Genomic DNA, 17,246 nt, shown 5'->3' on the forward strand with positions numbered 1-17,246 from the left:
AATGCGCGATGCCCTGCGCCTAACACAGGGCCGGTAGACATTAAATATGTTTTGCGGCGCCGGGTTCAATGCGTCAGGAAAGATGCATGGAACGCTTCGCCGGTTCGGGTCAGCTCGGCGGTCCAGCCATTGGCCCGTCCGGCCAGCGGCGCAGCGATCAATTCGGACCCGCGCCAGACGGCTGGCGAGGCGATCAAAGTCACCCGTGGCATACCAGTGTCGCGCCAGTCGGGGCATTGGGCAAGCCCGATCTCGCCCAAAGCGCGGATCTCTGCCCCCGTCACCTCTGCTTCTGGCACCTCTGGGCCCCGCAGCCGCCAGCGCCCGTCCCAGATCTGATTGGGGCGGCAGGTCAGACCGGCCACCGCATTGGCTTCGCGGGTCAACCGGGCGGTGCCGTCAGTGACGCGGGCCAGACAACCATTCAAAGCCATGCCGGTACCGCCCTGCAACGATTCAATCAGCAGGCGCAGCGCCCGGCGGCGTGGCGGATGCACCGATCCGGTCAGCCAGCGAATCGCCGCCACCAGCAGTCGGCGCAGGATCTCCGGCCGCAGGCGCAGCAGATCGGCACGGGCGATGACCACGTCGCCCCCCTCGATCCGCACCGCGGCACGGGCTTCGACAAAGCCATACCAGTTCAGGGTTTCAACCACCGCCGCCTGATTATCGGCCACGGTGCAGAGCGTCGGCACGCTGAGTCCCAGCGGCTCCAGCAGCGCCAGCGCCCGGCGCACCCGGACCCGCTCGAAACTCTGGTCGTCATTGCTGGGATCGTCGATCCAGCCCACCCCGCGCCGCTGCAATCCGGCGCGCAGATCGGCGCGGCGCAGACCCAGCATCGGGCGCAGGAACTGCACCCCGTCGTAGGTCCGGCGCGCCGACATCCCCGCCAGCCCGTCGGCGCCCGAGGCCCGGGCCAGCCGCATCAGCAGGGTTTCCGCCTGATCGTCGGCGGTGTGACCCAAAGCCACCCCGCCCAGACCCTTGCCACGCGCCCAGCTGGCCAGCAGATCATAGCGCGCCGTTCGGGCTGCCGCTTGCAGGTTGCCCTGCCGGTCCCAGCCGTGCCAGCGCAGAATGTCATGGCTGTGGCCCATCGCGCCCGCCTGCCGCGCCACCGTCTCGGCCTCGGCCGCCGCCTCGGGGCGCAGGCCATGATCGACGGTCGCCACATGCAGCGCCATCCCGGCGTCTTTGGCAAAATCGCTGAGCAGGCAGAGCAGCGCCATCGAATCGCTGCCCCCGGACACGGCAACCCCGAGGGCCGCGGGCGGCGTCGGCAGGAACAGCCCTGCCACCACTTCTTTCATCAATCGATCAGCCGTCAAACCAATGTCCGCGTTCACGGGCAGGACCGGGCCCGCATTTCAGTTTCGGCCTTGGCGACAAATGGCGAGGCCGGAAAGCGCACGCCGATTTCGCGCAGGGTCACACAGGCCTCGTCGACCTGTTCAAGTGCCGCCAGCATCCGGCCCAGACCATAGAGCGCCTCGGGCGCCTCCGGCCCGTCCGGTGACCCGGAGAACGCATTCAGATAAGAACGCGCCGACTGACTGATCTCGCCCAGCCCTTCCAGCGCCTTGCCGCGCCCGATTTCAGCCTTCGCCTCAAGCGGTGAGCCGGGGTAACTGGTCAGGAAGGTGGCAAAGAGGTCGCGTGCCGTGGCGTAATCCTTGCCCTCAAGCGCCGCCTCGGCGCGATTGAAATCCGCCTCTTCGCTGACCGCGAGTTCGGTTTCGGGACTGGTCGAGGGGGTCGCCGGTTTCGCCACCACCGGCATGTCGCCACCACCCAGGGTCGGGGTGTCGCCAAGTTTGGAGAGGTCGCCGCCCTCAAGCTCGACCAGCCGGAATTCCAGGTCGCCAATCCGGTTGGTGCCATCGCTGACCACCCGGTCGATGCGAAAGCTCAGCTCTTCGGTCTGTTTGGTCAGCCGTTGGGTTTCCGCCTCGATCGCATCCAGCCGCTGCAACGCCGATCCGCCCAGGCCCAAGCCCCCCGCGCCGCCGGTGGTGGACAATTCGCGCTTCAGCTTCTTGATTTCGACATAGAGCACCGTCAGTTCCTGACGGATATCGGCCAGGGTTTCCTCACGCGACTGCGCCGCCGCCCCGCCAGTGAAGGCGGGGCCGAGGGTCAGGCATAGGATCAGAGCAATCACTCGCATCGGCATAGGTCCTGTCTGGCGGGGCGCCAATCTGCGTCGCAATCTGGCGCCCAGGCGGTCAACTGGTCAACTGGTCAGGCCATCTGCGGCAATGACGGTGACCGCGCGCCGGTTCTTGGCATAGCAGCCCTCTTGCGAGCAGATTTCAATCGGCCGCTCCTTGCCATAACTCACCGTTTTCAGCCGCGCGCCAGCGACGCCTTTCGACACCAGGTATTCGCGCACCGCATTGGCGCGGCGGGCGCCCAGCGCCAGGTTGTATTCGCGAGTGCCCTGTTCGTCGGCATGGCCTTCGATAATGGCGTTGTAATCGCTGTTGGTCATCAGCCAGCTGGATTGCCCGTCCAGCACGCTGCGCCCTTCAGGGGTCAGGGTCGATTGATCGACCTCGAACAGCACCCGGTCACCGATACTCTGCTGGAAAAAGGCAGGCGAAGCCGGATCGTTCGGGCTGCCCGGCACCACCGCGCCGTTGCGCCCGTTCAGGTCGGTCACATTGTCATTGTCAAAGCGACCGGCGTTGCTGCAGGCCGAAAGGCTGATCGCCGCGATCAGCAGGATCGCGCGGGGTAGCATGCTCATTTTGTTCCTCGTGCCTCGTTTTATTTGTTTCTTTTAATTTACCACAGGGCCGCTGTGAAAGGAAACGCGGCGTCAGGGCTAGTTCTGCAGCGGCGACCACGCCGGATCCGACGCCCCGCCATTGGTGCGCACCGGTTTCAGGTTACGCCCGGTGATGTCGACGGAATAGAGCGAGGCCGCGCCATTGGCGCCCTGGGTTTCCCGGGTGAACATGATCACCCGGCCATTCGGGCTCCAGGTCGGGCCCTCGTCCAGGAACGAGGCGGTCAACAGCCGCTCCTCGGACCCATCGGTGCGCATCACCCCGATGTGGAAGCGGCCCTTGCTCTGCTTGGTAAAGGCGATGAGATCACCGCGCGGCGACCAGACCGGGGTGCCATAGCGGCCCTGGCCAAACGAGATCCGGCGCGCCTCGCCGCCACTGGTCGGCATGATATACAATTGCGGGGTGCCGGAGCGGTCGCTTTCAAACACGATCTGACGGCCATCCGGCGAAAAGCTGGGGGCGGTTTCGATGGCCGGGGTCGAGGTCAGCCGCCGCGACTGACCGTTGGCGCTGTTCATCAGATAGAGGTCAGAATTGCCGCCCTGCTCCATCGAATAGACCACGGTCTGGCCATCCGGGCCGAAGCGCGGCGAAAACGCCATATTGCCGCCCGGCGTCGGCAGCGCGCGCTTGCCGACACTGGCCACGTCGAGCACATAGATCCGCGGGCTGCCGGTTTCATAGCTGGTATACAGCACCCGGTCGCCGGTCGGTGAGAACCGCGGCGCCAGCACGATCGAGGAACTGTCGGTCAGATATTGCACATTGGCGCCATCGTAATCCATGATCGCCAACCGCTTGCGGCGGTCGTCCTTGGGTCCGGTCTCTCCGACAAAAACCACCCGGCTGTCGAAATAACCGCCCTCGCCAGTGATCCGCGCATAGACCGCATCGGCCACCTTATGCGCCATCCGCCGCCAGCCGGCCTCGGTCCCGGTGAATTGCAGCCCGGTGCCAAGCTCCTGCCCGGCGAACACGTCATAGAGGCGGAATTTCACCGTCAGCCGACCCTTGGCGTCCAGCGACACCGCGCCGGTGACCAGCGCCTGGGCGTTGATCGCCTTCCAGTCGGGATATTGCACCGGCGCCGAAAAGCTGGTGACCTGCGAGATATAGGCCGAGGCTGGCAGTTCACGAAACAGACCGGTGCCGGTCAGATCCTCGGACACCACCCGCGACAATTGCTCGGCCAGCTTGGCCGCCGCCGGGTTTTCCGGCACGAAATCGGGCACCGCAAACGGCAGGGGTTCGATCACCCCTTCGGTGATTTCGATCCGCAGCGGCTGCGACAGGGCCGCAACCGGGGTGAGGAAAGCGAAGGCCGCGAGGGCGAGTCTGATCAGATGTCTCATTTGATCCGCATCTTCTCCGGGTTGAATGTCATTTCAATATCACGCCACTGCTCATATTTCTCGCGCGGCAACTCATATCCGCGGGTACCACAGCGAATGATCGCCCGCCGCGCCGCCTCGAACGCCTGCCGTGCCGCCGCGTCGCTGCCGCCGGATGACGACAGCATCCGGATCGAGCCGGATTGCGGACGCCCATCTTCGGCCATTGCGACCGAAACCACCACCGTCACCCTGAGCGCATCCGAAGACAGTGACCCGGTGTTCCAGCAGGTCGACACCGCCACCCGTAGCGCGTCCTTTTCGCCACCGGTCAGCGGCGGACCAGTCGGCGCGGCGCGGTCGCCGCTCTCATTTCCACTGTCGCCGCCGGTCAGCGCCTTTTCCAGCGCCGCGTTGATTGCCGTGTCGGCCCCCGGCTTGGCGGCAGGCGTATCCGCCGGTTTCGGCGTCTCCGCCTGTTGCGCGGCCGCCTCACGCACTGGCGGACGCGCCTTGGGGCGCACCGAGGTTGTCGGCGCCAGGGATTTGTCCTTTTCCGCCTCGGTCACGATCTCGGTGGTCGCGGCCTCGGGGGCGGTCGCCTCCTGCTCTTCGCGCTTATCCTCGGCGGCAGCGTCTTTCTGCGCCGGTTCGCGCACCTGATCATCGACCTTCACATCCGGTTCCGGGCGCAGCACCGGGCGCGGCGCGACTCGCGGCACGTCACGCGGCGCCGGTTCCGGGCGCGGCTCTGGCCGCAGGGCGGCGATATCCTCGCTCGGCGGTTCGATCACCGGCGCGGTGTCGGTTACCTCCTGCGGCTGCGGCGGGATCGGCTCTGGCTTGACCGGCACCGGATCGGGCCTGGCCGCCTCGCTTACCTCGGGGGGGGCGCTGTCGGGCTGGGCATCACGCGGGGTGCTGACCTCGGGCGGCGCCGTATCATCCGAAGCGGGCGGGGTCGGTTCTGCGACATCCGTGGCGGCACCCGGCGGATCCTGCGCCGCCATCAGCGCCGCGAATTCCTGCTCGGACACCATCGCCACCTCGGTCACCGCCACCTGCGGCGCAGGCGGCACGGCGATCGAACCGACCAATAGCCAGCCGATCAGCCCGGCGTGGGCGGTCCCGGATATGACATGCCCGAAATGCAATTTCGCGCCTTAATTCCCGGACCGGGTGGCGTCGCTGCCATCCATCGCCGGGCCTCCGTTGTCAGTCACCAGACCGATATTGGTAAAACCGCCGCGATTGAGCGCCCCCATCACCGTGGCCACCTGGGCATAGGGCACCGCGCCATCAGCGCGCAGGAACACCCGGTCAGAAGTCCGCTCCGCTGCAATCGCCCGCAGTTTGCCGATCAGCTCGTCACCGCGCACGGCGGTGGTTTGCAGCATGATCTGGCCATCAGCGGTGATCGTCACGCTTAACGGCTCTTCTTGTTCAGAGGGCAGCGCCCGGGCGGCGGTTTTCGGCAATTCCACCGGCACCCCGACCACCATCAGCGGCGCCGCGACCATGAAGACGATCAGCAGCACCAGCATCACGTCGACAAAGGGAGTGACATTGATTTCCGCCATCGGTCGGGCCCGACCACCGCGCCTGCGGCCCCTGCGGGGGTGCCCGCCGCCGCTTTTGCCCAGAGTTGCCGCGCCCATCTCAAGCCGCCTCAAGCTGACGGCTGAGGATGGTCGAAAACTCGTCGGCGAAGGCCTCATAATTGCCGACGATGCGGTCGGCATCGGTGGACAGCTTGTTATAGAAGATCACCGCCGGAATTGCGGCCAGCAGGCCCAGACCGGTGGCCAGCAGCGCCTCGGCGATGCCCGGCGCCACCACCGCGAGGCTGGTATTCTGCTGCTCGGCAATCCCGATAAAGGCATGCATGATGCCCCAGACGGTGCCGAATAGCCCGACAAACGGCGCGGTGGACCCGACCGTGGCCAACACCGGCAGACCGCGTTGCAGATCTTCGGCCTCCTTGGCGATGGCGACATCCATGCTGCGGTCGATCCGCGCCTGCGCCCCGGCGATCAGCGCCCCGTCATCGCGATGCGAGCGCCGCCATTCGGTCATGCCGCTGGCAAAGATCCGCTGTGAGCGGCCCGCCGGATCGGTGCCGATCTTGTCGTAGAGTTCATCCAGTGGCTCACCCGACCAGAAGTCGCGATCAAAGCTCTGTGCCTCGCGCCGGGCGGCGCGATAACTGAAGATTTTTTGAAAGATGATCGACCATGACCAGAAACTGGCAAAGATCAGCAGCACCATGACGATCTTGACGACAATCGTGGCCCGCGCAAAGAGCGCCCACAAGGAGAAGTCGATCTCCTGCGCAAGGGCGAGAGTTTCTGTTTCCATTCTGCCTGCTCGCTGTTTTCGGCCCGCCTTAAACGGCATTTACTGGCCTGATTGCGAATGAAACTACAGGAAAGCAAGGTGAAAGGCCAACACATTGGCGCGAGGTCGCCGCGACCGCGCCGCGTGGTGGAGTTTCAGTGCATCAATTGGCGAATTTCCGCCGGGAGCCGGGCCGGATGACCGGTCTCGGTCAGCATCACCAGGGTCACCTGCGCTGAAAACAACCGCTCACCGCCGCGCAAGACCTCTTGCGTCAGCACCATCCGGGCGCCGGATATCGCCGCGACCTCGGTCTCGACCTGCAGTTGATCGTCGAACCGGGCGGGCGCGAGGTAATCCGCCTCGACCCGGCGCACCGCGAACACCAGCCCGTGATCGGCCTTCATCCCCGCCTGGTCGATCCCCAGCGTCCGCACCCATTCGCTGCGCGCCCGTTCGATGAATTTCAGGTAATTGGCGTAGTAGACGATCCCGGCCAGATCGGTGTCTTCGTAATAGACCCTGAGATCGAAGCGATGCCGCATCTGCCCTGCCCTCTGCATTGCCCCCTGACGTCAGGCGCAGCGAACACCGGATCGGCACCCGCCGCAACCCCGAAGGGTCAGGCCACCCTGATGTGCGGCACGCCGCCCCCGTCGCCGGAGCTGTCAAACAGCGGTTTGCCATTCTTGCCCATCCGCCGCAGCAATGATCGCAGCCGATTGCCCTGCACCAGCTGTCGGGCCGGGTCGAAATCGCCGGACTCGGCCTTGCGGATCACCTTGGGCCAGGCCTCGGCGATCTGGCGGATCTGGCGCTCGCCCAGCGCCTTGCGGGTCTGTGGCCCCAGGAACAGGCTTTCGGTCAGCATGCCTTCGGCGTCCAGAATTTGGTGCGCGTCGAGCAGGATATGGACATAGCTGATGCCCTCGGCCGGGGTGATCCGGGTGATCCCCGGCTGATCGGCCAGCGCATGCGCCGGCACCAGGATTTCACGGTGTCCGAACATCCGCTCGGCAATGATTGAACGCAGCAGGATCCGATGCTGCGGCGACACCACGATGTCGCGGCGCGGGATACCCGGGGCGATGGCGCCCGCCGCGATCCGCACCGGTCTGAGGCGCATATCCTCGGCCAGAGCGCTGCCGCTGATATGGCGCCGCCCGACCCAGCGGATCGGACAGAAGCCTGAATCGGCGGTCCAGACCCGGTCGCCCGGGGCCAGCGCCCCCGCCTGGCGCGGCCCGGCATCGGTCAACAGGTTGGTGGCAGCAGCAAAGCAGATATAAATATTATTGTATGGGACGTTACGGTCGACAACATCAATCGCGACGATCTCATACTGCTGACCCGGCGCCACATAGGCGTTGGCGACAAAGCCATCGGCACCCGGCCCGACCCCCATTTCATAGACATAGATGACAACGTCCTGCGACCCGTTGGACGGCCCGTCGACCGGCCGGATCGTATAGGTATATTCGGGATCGATATCCGTCCCGGCCGGGGGGTTGCGCCCGTCAGGATCGCTGCTGCCCTCAAATTTCTGAACCAAATCGAATTCGTCGAATTCGCTGCCAAAGTCGGACACGGTGATGACCTCACCGGGACCAACGGTAAAGATCGTGCCCATCGACGAAGTGTTCGGGTCGTTGTAATCGCTGAATGGGTTGGCGCCGGAAATAATCGTGAACTCGGACGCATCCCAGCTTAACAAAAGATGGTCGGCCATGCCTGCCTACTATTAAAAATGGCCCGGAATGCGGGCCTCTAATCAAATCAATTTGATTAAAATCACTTCACGGGAAAAACGTAAAGAAAATTCTCGCTTAAGTTGTGCAAGCAACCGTGCCGCCATATATTTTATTGGAGTAAGAACCGCCTGTTGGGGCGCGCCCCGGTCAGGCGACCCGCGCGGACAGGCGCAGCGCGGGTGACGGATCAATTATTCGGGTCGTTGTAATCGCTGAACGGATTGGCGCCTGAGTTGATCGCAAACTCAGGCGCATCCCAATTTTACAAAAGAGGGTCGACCATTACTGTTTGGCATTAAAAACCGCCCGTAACGCAGATCTCTAATCAACCACTTTTCATAAAATCACAACGAGAGAAAGCCGTAAAGGCTTTTCACGCTTAAGTTGCGCGCAAGGCCCTGGCGCCATTTGATTTCACGAAGGTAAAAGCGGCCTGTTGCGGCGCGATCTGGTCAGGCGACCCGCGCAGACAGGCGCAGCGCGTGTGACGGATCGGCGCTGGCCGACGGCAGGATTGGATCATAGGCCGCCGCCAGCAGCGAAGCGATTTCCGGGCGCAGCACCGCGTCGCCCCCGGCCTCGGGCCGCACCAGGGGCGATTGCGCGGCAAAGGCCTCTGGCCCCCAGGTCAGCAGCGCCTTGACTGCCTGTTCCAGCCCCAATTCGGCGGCAGGTTGCAACGCCATCGCCCCGGCCATCCGCAGGAACACGAAAGCGGCCTTGATGCCGCCATCCTGATCAAAGCGAAACAACCGGTATTGCAGCGCATTGGCATCCTCAAGCCGCCCGACCAGGCGGTCGCGGTCCGGGATCATCCGATCGAGATTGTCGATCCCGGCCAGGTCTCGCCAGTCGCGCATGAAAAACAGCATCAGATTGGCGCCAAGCTCGGGATCGGTTTCAGCCATTTTGTGGCCGGCGGCAAACACGCTCGCCTCGATCGCCGCCTTCAGCACCTCCAGGCTGTCGTTTTCGACCCCGAACACCACCGGCACGATCGGCCGCGACCAGCGGGCAAAGCGATAGCCCGCAGGACCGGTGAACAGGGCGGTGACGGCATCAGGAGTCATCGTCGGCCCCCAGATAGCGACCTCTCTTGGGGTCGAACGCGGCGTCCAGATCCCGCGCCGCGCGATAGATCGCATGGCCCCCCTGCAGCGCGGGCCTGCGGCAGCGTCCGCGCGCTCATTCAAACAGATCCGACGACGCGCGCGGCGGCGTCAGGCCCAGATGGCGCCAGCCCTTTTGCGCCAGCATCCGGCCACGCGGGGTGCGCTGGATCAGCGCCTGTTGCAACAGGAACGGCTCGATCACCTCTTCCAGCGCGTCGCGGCTTTCGCTCAGCGCCGCCGACAGGGTTTCGATCCCCACCGGGCCGCCGCCATATTCCTCGCCGATCAGCCGCAGGTAGCGCCGGTCGCCGGAATCGAGCCCCAGGTGATCGACCCCGAGCCGAGTCAGCGCGCTGTCGGCCAGGTCGCGGCTGATCTTGCCATCGTTTTCGACCATGGCAAAATCCGCGACCCGGCGCAGCAGCCGCCCGGCAATGCGCGGGGTGCCACGCGCCCGGCGGGCGATTTCCAGCGCCCCCTGATCATCGGTCGGCGCGCCCATCAGCCGGGCGTTGCGGACGACGATATTGTGCAATTCCTCGATCGTGTAGAATTGCAGCCGCACCGGAATGCCGAAGCGGTCGCGCAGCGGCGTTGTCAGCAGCCCCATCCGGGTGGTGGCACCGACCAGGGTGAAGGGCTGCAATTCGATGCGCACGGTGCGCGCGGCGGGGCCTTCGCCGATCACCAAATCCAGCTCGAAATCCTCAAGTGCCGGATAGAGCACCTCTTCGACCACCGGGTTAAGCCGATGGATTTCGTCGATGAACAGCACATCGCGCGCCTCAAGATTGGTCAGGATCGCGGCGAGGTCACCGGCCTTGGCCAACACCGGTCCGCTGGTCATGCGGAAATTCACCCCCAGCTCGCGCGCCATGATCTGCGCCAGCGTGGTCTTGCCGAGGCCGGGAGGACCGTGAAACAGGGTGTGATCCATCGCCTCGCCACGTTTGCGGGCGGCATCCAGGAACACCCGCAGATTCGCCCGCGCCTCGGCCTGGCCAACAAAATCGGCCAGCACCTGCGGGCGCAGGGCGCGGGTATCGGCGGCCTCATCCTCGGGCAGGCTTTCCGGGCGCAGGGTGGGGTCCGATGCGGTCAACGGCAGCGCCCCGGCGAGTCAGGCGCGACCGGGCGGAACATCAGGCTGCGGCGGGGCGGGATCATCGGTTCAGTCCTTGGGGGCCAGCAGGCGCAAAGCGGCGCGGATCAGATCGGCGGTGTCGGCATCGGCGGTCTGCCCGCCAGCCTCGGCCACCGCGCTGGCGGCGTCGCCCGGGGCATAGCCCAGGTTGGTCAGCGCCGACAAGGCTTCGGATTGGGCCGCAGCGGATTGCGGTGGCGGCGACTTGGCGGCGGGGCTGGGGCGCGGGGCGCTTTCGACCACCTCGAAATCGCCGTCCGCGGCGACCTGAGCCGGGCCGACCCGACCGCCCATCGCCATCACGCCGGGCGCCTTGTCCTTCAGCTCGATCACCACCCGCTGCGCGGTTTTCGGGCCAATCCCGCGCGCCGCCTTGACCGCGTTCCAGTCACCCAGCGCAATCGCTCGGCCGACGCCCTCGGGCCCCAGCGTGCCGAGAATGGCGAGCGACGCCTTGGCCCCGACCCCCTGCACCGACATCAGCAGCCGGTGCCATTCCTTTTCCACCAATGTCGGAAAGCCGAACAGTTGCAGCAGATCGTCGCGCACCAGAAGATCGGTATAGAGCGCCACCGCCTCGCCCGGGCCCGGCAGCCCGGCCAGCACCCGGTCCGAGCAATAGACAAGATAGCCCACCCCGCGCACGTCGATCAGCACATGATCGTCGCCGCGATAATCAATCCGTCCCGAGAGTTTTCCGATCACCTGCGCGCTCCAGCCACTTTCACCGCCCGTGCCAGCGCGCTGGCGCTGCCCAGATGCTGAGCATGACAGATTGCGATGGCCAATGCATCCGCCGCATCCGGCCCGGCCAGTTCGACACCGGGCAATTGCAGCCGCACCATATGCATCACCTGCTGTTTCTGCGCATGGCCGACCCCGACCACGGTTTTCTTGATGGTGTTGGGGGCATATTCGCCCACCGTCAGCCCCGCCGCGGCGGGCACCAGCAGGGCAATGCCGCGCGCCTGGCCCAATTTCAGGGTGCCGGCGCCATCGCGGTTCACGAACACCTGCTCGACCGCGGCCGCCTCGGGGCGGAATTCCTCGACCACAGCGCTCAATTGCCGAAACAGCGACAGCAGCCGTTCGGCGAGCGTGTCGCCAAGGCCCTGACAGACCCCGTTGCCGAGGTGTGACAACCGGCTGCCGTCAACGCGAATCACGCCCCAGCCCAGGTTGCGCAACCCGGGATCGATCCCCAAAACCCGCATTCAGCGTCCCCTTCTGCCCGGCCTTCGCGGCTTTGTGAACATTTTAGCACGAAACAAGAACACCCGCCAAGACCAAAGGCAGCGGCTCTGGCGAGGGCAGAATGCGACAGATGCTGTTTCCGACACGACATCGGTGGCGAAAACCGTCATTTCACAGGCTGAAGGCGACACTGAGTGTGGCGATTTTTGGACGTGTTTTCACCGCGTTACGCCGCATTTGACCTATGCGTTTTGTGCATGTGATCCATGCATTTTTCGCTGCTTGTCAGTTACCGACAAGGCGCTTAGCTGGCGGACATCTGAGACACGCGAACAAAAGGATTTGCGACATGGCTGCACTTTTCATTCCGGGCTCGCAAGCTGAGTCCGCCGTCCTCTTCGGCCGCATCGGCCGCGCCATCACCAACCTGCTGGCCATTCTGGCCGATTGGAACGACGCACGGGTGACGCGCAACTCGCTGTCCCGGCTCACCGACCGCGAGCTGGACGATATCGGCCTCTGCCGGGGCGATATCGACGACGTCACCACCCGCTAAGCGTTGCCCGCCCAGACGGATGCCGGGGCCGAGGTCAAAGCCGAGATAGACATGCAAAAACCGCGCCCGGTTGAGGCGCGGTTTTTCATTTGCGACGGTGGAATTTTTCCGACGGAGCCAACCGCCCCAGTCGGCCAGGCTCAGCCAAAGAACGGCGCGATGAAATCGGAAAGCAGTCGGGTCAGCGGGTCGATCTTCATGATCGTGGCGCCGATCTGGTTGATCGTCTCGCCATCGCCCAGGGCGGCGATCCGGGCATTGTAACCGGCCTCGCCGATCTTGATCAGCAGAAAGGTCTTGTAGCCGATGACGCTGGCCACCAACGCCAGGAGGAATTTCAACGGCAGCCGCTTGCGCAGCGCCGGGCGGTCCGGCTGCATCTCGATCAACCCATCCTTGCGGACACGCGGGTGATAGCCGCCTTCCATCGCCTTGGCCTTGCGGGTGATGTTGCGCACCCGATCCTGGAATTTCATTGCTGACGTGCTCATGGCCCTGCCTCAAAACATCAAATTGACCTGTTCGCAGGCAAGGTAACGCCAAAATCGGGCAATTTCGTGGCCTCGGGTCGGAAACCCGGCGCGCTGTTCAGCCCGGCTTGCGCAGGGTCAGGGTCGACCAGTCGCCAATTTCCTCGTGATGCACCGGCTCCAGCCCCGTGGCCTGATAGGCCGCCGAAACCTCATCCGCCTGATCGTTCAGCAGGCCGGACAGGATCACATGGCCGCCCGGGGCCAGATGCGCCGCCATATCCCCGGCCAGGGCCAGCAGCGGCGCCTTGAGGATATTGGCGAGGATAATGTCATAGGGTGCCCCGGCGCGGATATCGCCATGGTCGAACCCGGTCGCCTCAACACAATGCACCCGCCCGGCCATGTCATTGGCGGCCAGATTGGCCAGCGCCACCTCGACCGCGACCGGGTCGATGTCGCTGGCCAGCGGCGTCACCGGCCAGACCCGCGCCGCCGCCATCGCCAGCACCGCAGTGCCACAACCGATATCGGCCACCGCCGCCGGGGTGACCCCCGTCCCGGCCAACCGATCCAGCGCCCGCAGACAGCCCTGGGTGGTGCCGTGGTGGCCGGTGCCAAAGGCCATCGCCGCCTCGATCAGCAGCGGCACCGCATCGGCGGGCATCTTGTCGGCGTCGTGGCTGCCGTAAAGGAAAAACCGCCCGGCAATCACCGGTGCCAATTCCCGTTTCACATGCGCCACCCAATCGGTTTCCGGCAATTCGGAAATGGCGAAATCCCGGGCGTCGTGGATGCGGGCCAGCAGCGCCAGCCCGGCGGTGTCGGGCTTTTCGGTGAAATAGGCGCCGACCTCCCAGAGGCCGGAGCCATCCTCGATCTCGAACACCCCGATGCCGGTCGGCTCGGGCGTCAGCGTTTCAAGCGCCTCGCCCAGGGCCTCGGCCGGGGCTTTGCCTGTCAGGGTGGTCAGGGCGGTAAAGGTGGTCATCGCGGCGCTCCTTGCAGTCGGACCGCGCTTAGGCCTGCGGTTCGGGCGCGTCAAGCGTGGCCGCAGCGCGATCGCGCAGCGACCGGACATAGCACCAGCCCAGCCAGGCCCCGACGGACCCGACGATTATCGCCGCCGCCGCCTGCCCCAGCACCACGCCGGTGGCGCCAAAAAACCCGCCCAGCCAGATTGCCAGCGGCCAGGTCGCCAGCCCGTCGCGCAGCCAATTGGTCAGCGTCGCCATCAGCGGCCGCCCCAGGTTGTTGAACGCAGCATTGGCGACGAACAATGCCCCGGTAAAGATCAGCGCCGGCGGCACGAAATGGGTAAAGGCCCACATCACCTCGGCCCCGGCATCGCTGAGGCCAAAGCCCCGGGTCAGCGCATCGGTCAGCAGCAACAGCAATACCCAGGCGGTAAGGGTATAACCGACGCAATATTTCAGCGCGTCCTTATAGGCCTGCGCCACCCGGTCCAGCCGCCCGCCACCGAAATTCTGCCCCAGAATGCCGCCAATCGCCCCGGAGAGCGCAAAGATGCCACCAAAGATCAACACCGTCAGCCGCAGCACCACGCTGAGTCCGGCGGTGGCGCTGTCACCGAAATCCGCCATCGCCCGCATCAGCACCCAATTGCCGAACGGGGTGGAACATTGGGTCAGCACCGCCGGAATCGCGATCCCCACCCAGGCCCCCAGGTAGAGCCGGAAATCGCGCAGCCTGGGCGCGGCGGCCATCTTGTGGATCCGCACCAGGAACCACAACCCCAGCACCGCCATCACCCCACGGGTGACAATCACCGAAATCGCCGCGCCTTTGACGCCGAGCCCGAGGTAAAGGATGTTGAACGGATCGACGAACAGCGCCACCAGCGCTGCGATGCCGGTGACCAGGGTGGCACGCAAGGCGTCGCCGGTGGCGCGCACCACCGCCGACATGGTCATGCCGGCCGCCATCAGCGGCATCCCGAACATCGAAATCGCCAGGAAGTCCGCCGCCAGATCCTGTGCCCCGCCAGAGGCGCCGGTGAAGGCCAGCACATCATAGCGAAACGCCCACAAGAAGGTCGAGAACACGATCTGTGCCACCACGCCACTGAGAATCCCAAGGGTGGCGATGCGACGCGCACGATCAATCTCGCCACTGCCCAGCGCCCGGGCATAGAGCGCCACGGTGGCGGTCATCATCCCGATGTTCATCGAGGCCGGAAAGAACTGGATCGCAAAGGCGAAACCGACGGCGGCGATCATGGTTTCGTTGTTATAATGGCTGACCCAGAACAACGCGAGAAAGTCGATCAGGAACAGGAACGACAGGCCAAGCGACCCGGCAATCGACATCACCACCACATGGCGCAGGGTCGAGCCGGTCAGGAACCGGGCCGGTGGGACCGGCTTGATGTCGGGCTCACTCGGCAGGGACGGCATTGAAACGCGGAAAAATTGTTTCGTTGCCCGGCGCCGGATGGCGCGGGATCAAGAGCGACAACGCCAGCGACCCGCAGGCCATGCAGGTGGCAAAGATGAACACCGCCGCCGGGGACGCCAGCCACAGCAGGCCCAGGCCCACCGGCAGGAACACCGCCGCGATATGGTTGATGGTAAAGGCCACGGCGGCGGTGGGGGCGATATCACCCGGCAGCGCGATCTTCTGGAAATAGGTCTTGAGCGCCAGCGCCATCGCGAACAGCAGGTTGTCGATCACATAGAGTGTCGAGGCCAGCACCACGCCCCAGCCAAACAAATAGATGCCACCATAGAGCGAGAACACGATGATCAGCCCGCAATATTCATACATCAAGGTGCGCTGTTCGCCGAACCGGCCCACCGCACGGCCGATCAGCGGCGCAAAGACCATGTTGCAGACCAGGGTGACCAGGAACAGCCCGGTGACCTCATGCACGTCGTAGCCAAAGCGTTCGACCATCATGAACCCGGCAAAGACCACAAAGATCTGGCGCCGCGCCCCGGCAAAGAACTGCAACAGGTAATACAGCCAATAGCGCCGCCGCAGGACAAAGCGTTTGGTCTGCGGATTCGGCGCCTCGAATTGCGGATAGGCGAACATCGCAAACACGGCGGCGCAGGCGGTAAAGCCGCCCGCCAGCATGTAAACGATATTGTAGTTCAGGTTCAGCGGCTCCCACAGCACCACGATCAGCCCGTAGGAACACAGGGTCGCCGCCGAGGCAGTGGCGATCAGCAGGCCCAGCTTGCGCGGCGCCTCTTCCTTGGTCAGCCATTGCAGTTGCAGCGATTGATTGACGGTCTCGTAATAATGAAACCCGATCGAGCTGAGCAGCGTGATCATCAATATGCCGCCCATGGTCGGAAACCAGGCGGTGACGGCGGTGGCCAGCCCGAGCAACAGCAGCGACAGCAGGCCCAGCACTTGTTCGCGCACCACCATGATGACCAGGATCACCCCGATCGCCAGAAACCCGGGGATTTCGCGCACCGTATGCAGCAGGCCTATGTCGGACCCGTCGAAATTTGCCACCTCGATGACGAAATTGTTCAACAGCGCCGACCAGGTGGCAAAGGCCACCGGCATCGCGGCGGCCATCAGGAACAGCAACGCCTGTGGTCGCCGCCAGAAGGGCAGCGCGGCGGCATCGGCAAGGCGAGTCGTGGGTCCCATCAGAATCACTTACGCTGTGATTTCGGAATTGGCGAGTGAAAGCGTGTCATCTGCACGCATTCTGAGCCCGGTCCTTTGGCTGATTCTGCGGGTCGGTTCCGCCGTCTTTGCCCCTGCCACGCAGCGTCGCTTTCGGTGCGGGCGAATCGCTCCCTTGTGACCGGGCGCGGTCATGCATAGAATAGAGCCTTACGGAATTCCGGGGCGGGCCTGATGGCGCCGCCCCTCTGATATCAGGGAAATGCCCATGTCGTGGACGGACGAGCGCGTCGAAACTCTGAAAAAGATGTGGGGCGAAGGCCAGTCCGCGTCGCAGATCGCCAAGGAATTGGGCGGCGTGACCCGCAATGCGGTGATCGGCAAGGTGCACCGTCTGGGCCTGTCCAACCGCTCTGGCAGCGGCGGGGCCACCACGGCCAGTGCCGCCCCGAGCACCGAGGCCAAGCCGAAGCCCGCCACCAAAACCGCCAAGCGCCCCGCCGCCAAACCGGTTGAGGAAGAGGCCGCCACCCCGGCCACCCCGGCCCCCGCGCCGGTGACGCCGATGCGCAAGCCGATCATTTCCGCCGGTCAGCCGCTACCGCCGCAGCCCTCGGCCAACGAGATCAGCCCCGAAGCGCTGGCCAAGGTCAGTGAGATCGAAAAAAAGTCCAAACGCCTGTCGCTGATGGAATTGACCGAACGCACCTGCAAATGGCCGGTCGGCGATCCGGCGACCGAAGATTTCTGGTTCTGCGGCCTGCCGGTCAAAGCTGGCAAACCCTATTGCGAGGCGCATGTCGGGGTGGCGTTTCAGCCGATGTCGTCGCGCCGCGACCGCAAACGCTGAACCGACGCAACGCTTAGGCTGGGCGCATTGGCCCGCGGCGCTAAAGCGTCCCGCCAAAAACCTGAATCGCGGGGATTCCCACACGCATGATTTT

Annotated in this window: 19 protein-coding genes; 2 read left to right on the forward strand and 17 right to left on the reverse strand. The window is 64.8% G+C overall.

Features of this window, described 5'->3' with window-relative positions:
• Positions 1–65: 65 nt before the first annotated feature.
• The 13 genes from tilS to ruvC form a co-directional block, all read right to left on the reverse strand.
• Complete coding sequence (gene tilS / locus P1U48_RS14005; protein WP_301069737.1) at positions 66–1,313, reverse strand: tRNA lysidine(34) synthetase TilS; 1,248 nt, start codon at positions 1,311–1,313, stop codon at positions 66–68.
• A 32-nt stretch (positions 1,314–1,345) separates the two neighbouring features.
• Positions 1,346–2,170 (reverse strand): tetratricopeptide repeat protein, encoded by an 825-nt coding sequence (locus tag P1U48_RS14010; protein WP_301069739.1) that lies wholly within the window; start codon positions 2,168–2,170, stop codon positions 1,346–1,348.
• Positions 2,171–2,236: 66 nt separating this feature from the next.
• Complete coding sequence (pal, locus tag P1U48_RS14015) at positions 2,237–2,752, reverse strand: peptidoglycan-associated lipoprotein Pal (protein ID WP_301069740.1); 516 nt, start codon at positions 2,750–2,752, stop codon at positions 2,237–2,239.
• A gap of 78 nt (positions 2,753–2,830) precedes the next feature.
• On the reverse strand, positions 2,831–4,150 hold the full coding sequence (tolB, locus tag P1U48_RS14020) for a Tol-Pal system beta propeller repeat protein TolB (protein WP_301069741.1): 1,320 nt from the start codon (positions 4,148–4,150) through the stop codon (positions 2,831–2,833).
• Positions 4,147–5,283, reverse strand: coding sequence for an energy transducer TonB (locus P1U48_RS14025; protein WP_301069742.1), 1,137 nt, complete (start codon positions 5,281–5,283; stop codon positions 4,147–4,149). The genes tolB and P1U48_RS14025 overlap by 4 nt, the downstream gene beginning before the upstream one ends.
• Before the next feature lie 9 nt (positions 5,284–5,292).
• Positions 5,293–5,787 carry a protein TolR gene (gene tolR, locus P1U48_RS14030; RefSeq protein ID WP_301069743.1) on the reverse strand — a complete coding sequence of 165 codons (495 nt, stop codon included), beginning with the start codon at positions 5,785–5,787 and terminating at the stop codon, positions 5,293–5,295.
• Position 5,788: 1 nt separating this feature from the next.
• On the reverse strand, positions 5,789–6,487 hold the full coding sequence (tolQ, locus tag P1U48_RS14035; protein ID WP_301069745.1) for a protein TolQ: 699 nt from the start codon (positions 6,485–6,487) through the stop codon (positions 5,789–5,791).
• A 134-nt stretch (positions 6,488–6,621) separates the two neighbouring features.
• Positions 6,622–7,011, reverse strand: coding sequence for a tol-pal system-associated acyl-CoA thioesterase (gene ybgC / locus P1U48_RS14040; protein ID WP_301069747.1), 390 nt, complete (start codon positions 7,009–7,011; stop codon positions 6,622–6,624).
• A 77-nt stretch (positions 7,012–7,088) separates the two neighbouring features.
• Positions 7,089–8,195, reverse strand: a complete 1,107-nt coding sequence (locus P1U48_RS14045) for a Hint domain-containing protein (protein ID WP_301069748.1) — start codon at positions 8,193–8,195, stop codon at positions 7,089–7,091.
• A 474-nt stretch (positions 8,196–8,669) separates the two neighbouring features.
• Complete coding sequence (locus P1U48_RS14050; protein ID WP_301069749.1) at positions 8,670–9,287, reverse strand: hypothetical protein; 618 nt, start codon at positions 9,285–9,287, stop codon at positions 8,670–8,672.
• Between the two features lie 115 nt (positions 9,288–9,402).
• Positions 9,403–10,431 carry a Holliday junction branch migration DNA helicase RuvB gene (gene ruvB / locus P1U48_RS14055; RefSeq protein ID WP_301069750.1) on the reverse strand — a complete coding sequence of 343 codons (1,029 nt, stop codon included), beginning with the start codon at positions 10,429–10,431 and terminating at the stop codon, positions 9,403–9,405.
• A gap of 69 nt (positions 10,432–10,500) precedes the next feature.
• Positions 10,501–11,178, reverse strand: a complete 678-nt coding sequence (gene ruvA / locus P1U48_RS14060) for a Holliday junction branch migration protein RuvA (RefSeq protein ID WP_301069752.1) — start codon at positions 11,176–11,178, stop codon at positions 10,501–10,503.
• Positions 11,175–11,687 (reverse strand): crossover junction endodeoxyribonuclease RuvC, encoded by a 513-nt coding sequence (ruvC, locus tag P1U48_RS14065; protein ID WP_301069754.1) that lies wholly within the window; start codon positions 11,685–11,687, stop codon positions 11,175–11,177. The genes ruvA and ruvC overlap by 4 nt, the downstream gene beginning before the upstream one ends.
• 329 nt (positions 11,688–12,016) lie before the next feature.
• Here ruvC and P1U48_RS14070 point away from each other — a divergent pair, with 329 nt between their 5' ends.
• Positions 12,017–12,223 (forward strand): DUF1127 domain-containing protein, encoded by a 207-nt coding sequence (locus P1U48_RS14070; RefSeq protein WP_301069756.1) that lies wholly within the window; start codon positions 12,017–12,019, stop codon positions 12,221–12,223.
• Positions 12,224–12,363: 140 nt separating this feature from the next.
• Here the strand turns inward: P1U48_RS14070 and P1U48_RS14075 are convergent, their stop codons facing one another.
• The 4 genes from P1U48_RS14075 to P1U48_RS14090 form a co-directional block, all read right to left on the reverse strand.
• Positions 12,364–12,714 (reverse strand): hypothetical protein, encoded by a 351-nt coding sequence (locus P1U48_RS14075; protein WP_301069758.1) that lies wholly within the window; start codon positions 12,712–12,714, stop codon positions 12,364–12,366.
• Between the two features lie 97 nt (positions 12,715–12,811).
• Entirely contained in the window at positions 12,812–13,684 is an 873-nt protein-coding gene (locus P1U48_RS14080) for a 50S ribosomal protein L11 methyltransferase (protein WP_301069759.1), read from the reverse strand.
• Positions 13,685–13,712: 28 nt separating this feature from the next.
• Positions 13,713–15,110 (reverse strand): MATE family efflux transporter, encoded by a 1,398-nt coding sequence (locus P1U48_RS14085; protein WP_301069760.1) that lies wholly within the window; start codon positions 15,108–15,110, stop codon positions 13,713–13,715.
• On the reverse strand, positions 15,091–16,323 hold the full coding sequence (locus tag P1U48_RS14090) for an MFS transporter (protein ID WP_301069761.1): 1,233 nt from the start codon (positions 16,321–16,323) through the stop codon (positions 15,091–15,093). Before P1U48_RS14090 ends, P1U48_RS14085 begins: the two co-directional genes overlap by 20 nt.
• A gap of 247 nt (positions 16,324–16,570) precedes the next feature.
• On the opposite strand from P1U48_RS14090, the gene P1U48_RS14095 reads away from it, so the two are divergent.
• Positions 16,571–17,152 (forward strand): GcrA family cell cycle regulator, encoded by a 582-nt coding sequence (locus tag P1U48_RS14095; protein WP_301069763.1) that lies wholly within the window; start codon positions 16,571–16,573, stop codon positions 17,150–17,152.
• The last annotated feature ends 94 nt before the right edge of the window (positions 17,153–17,246 follow it).

It is taken from the genome of Pseudooceanicola sp. (genome assembly GCF_029213205.1).
In the GTDB taxonomy this organism is placed as follows: domain Bacteria; phylum Pseudomonadota; class Alphaproteobacteria; order Rhodobacterales; family Rhodobacteraceae; genus Pseudooceanicola.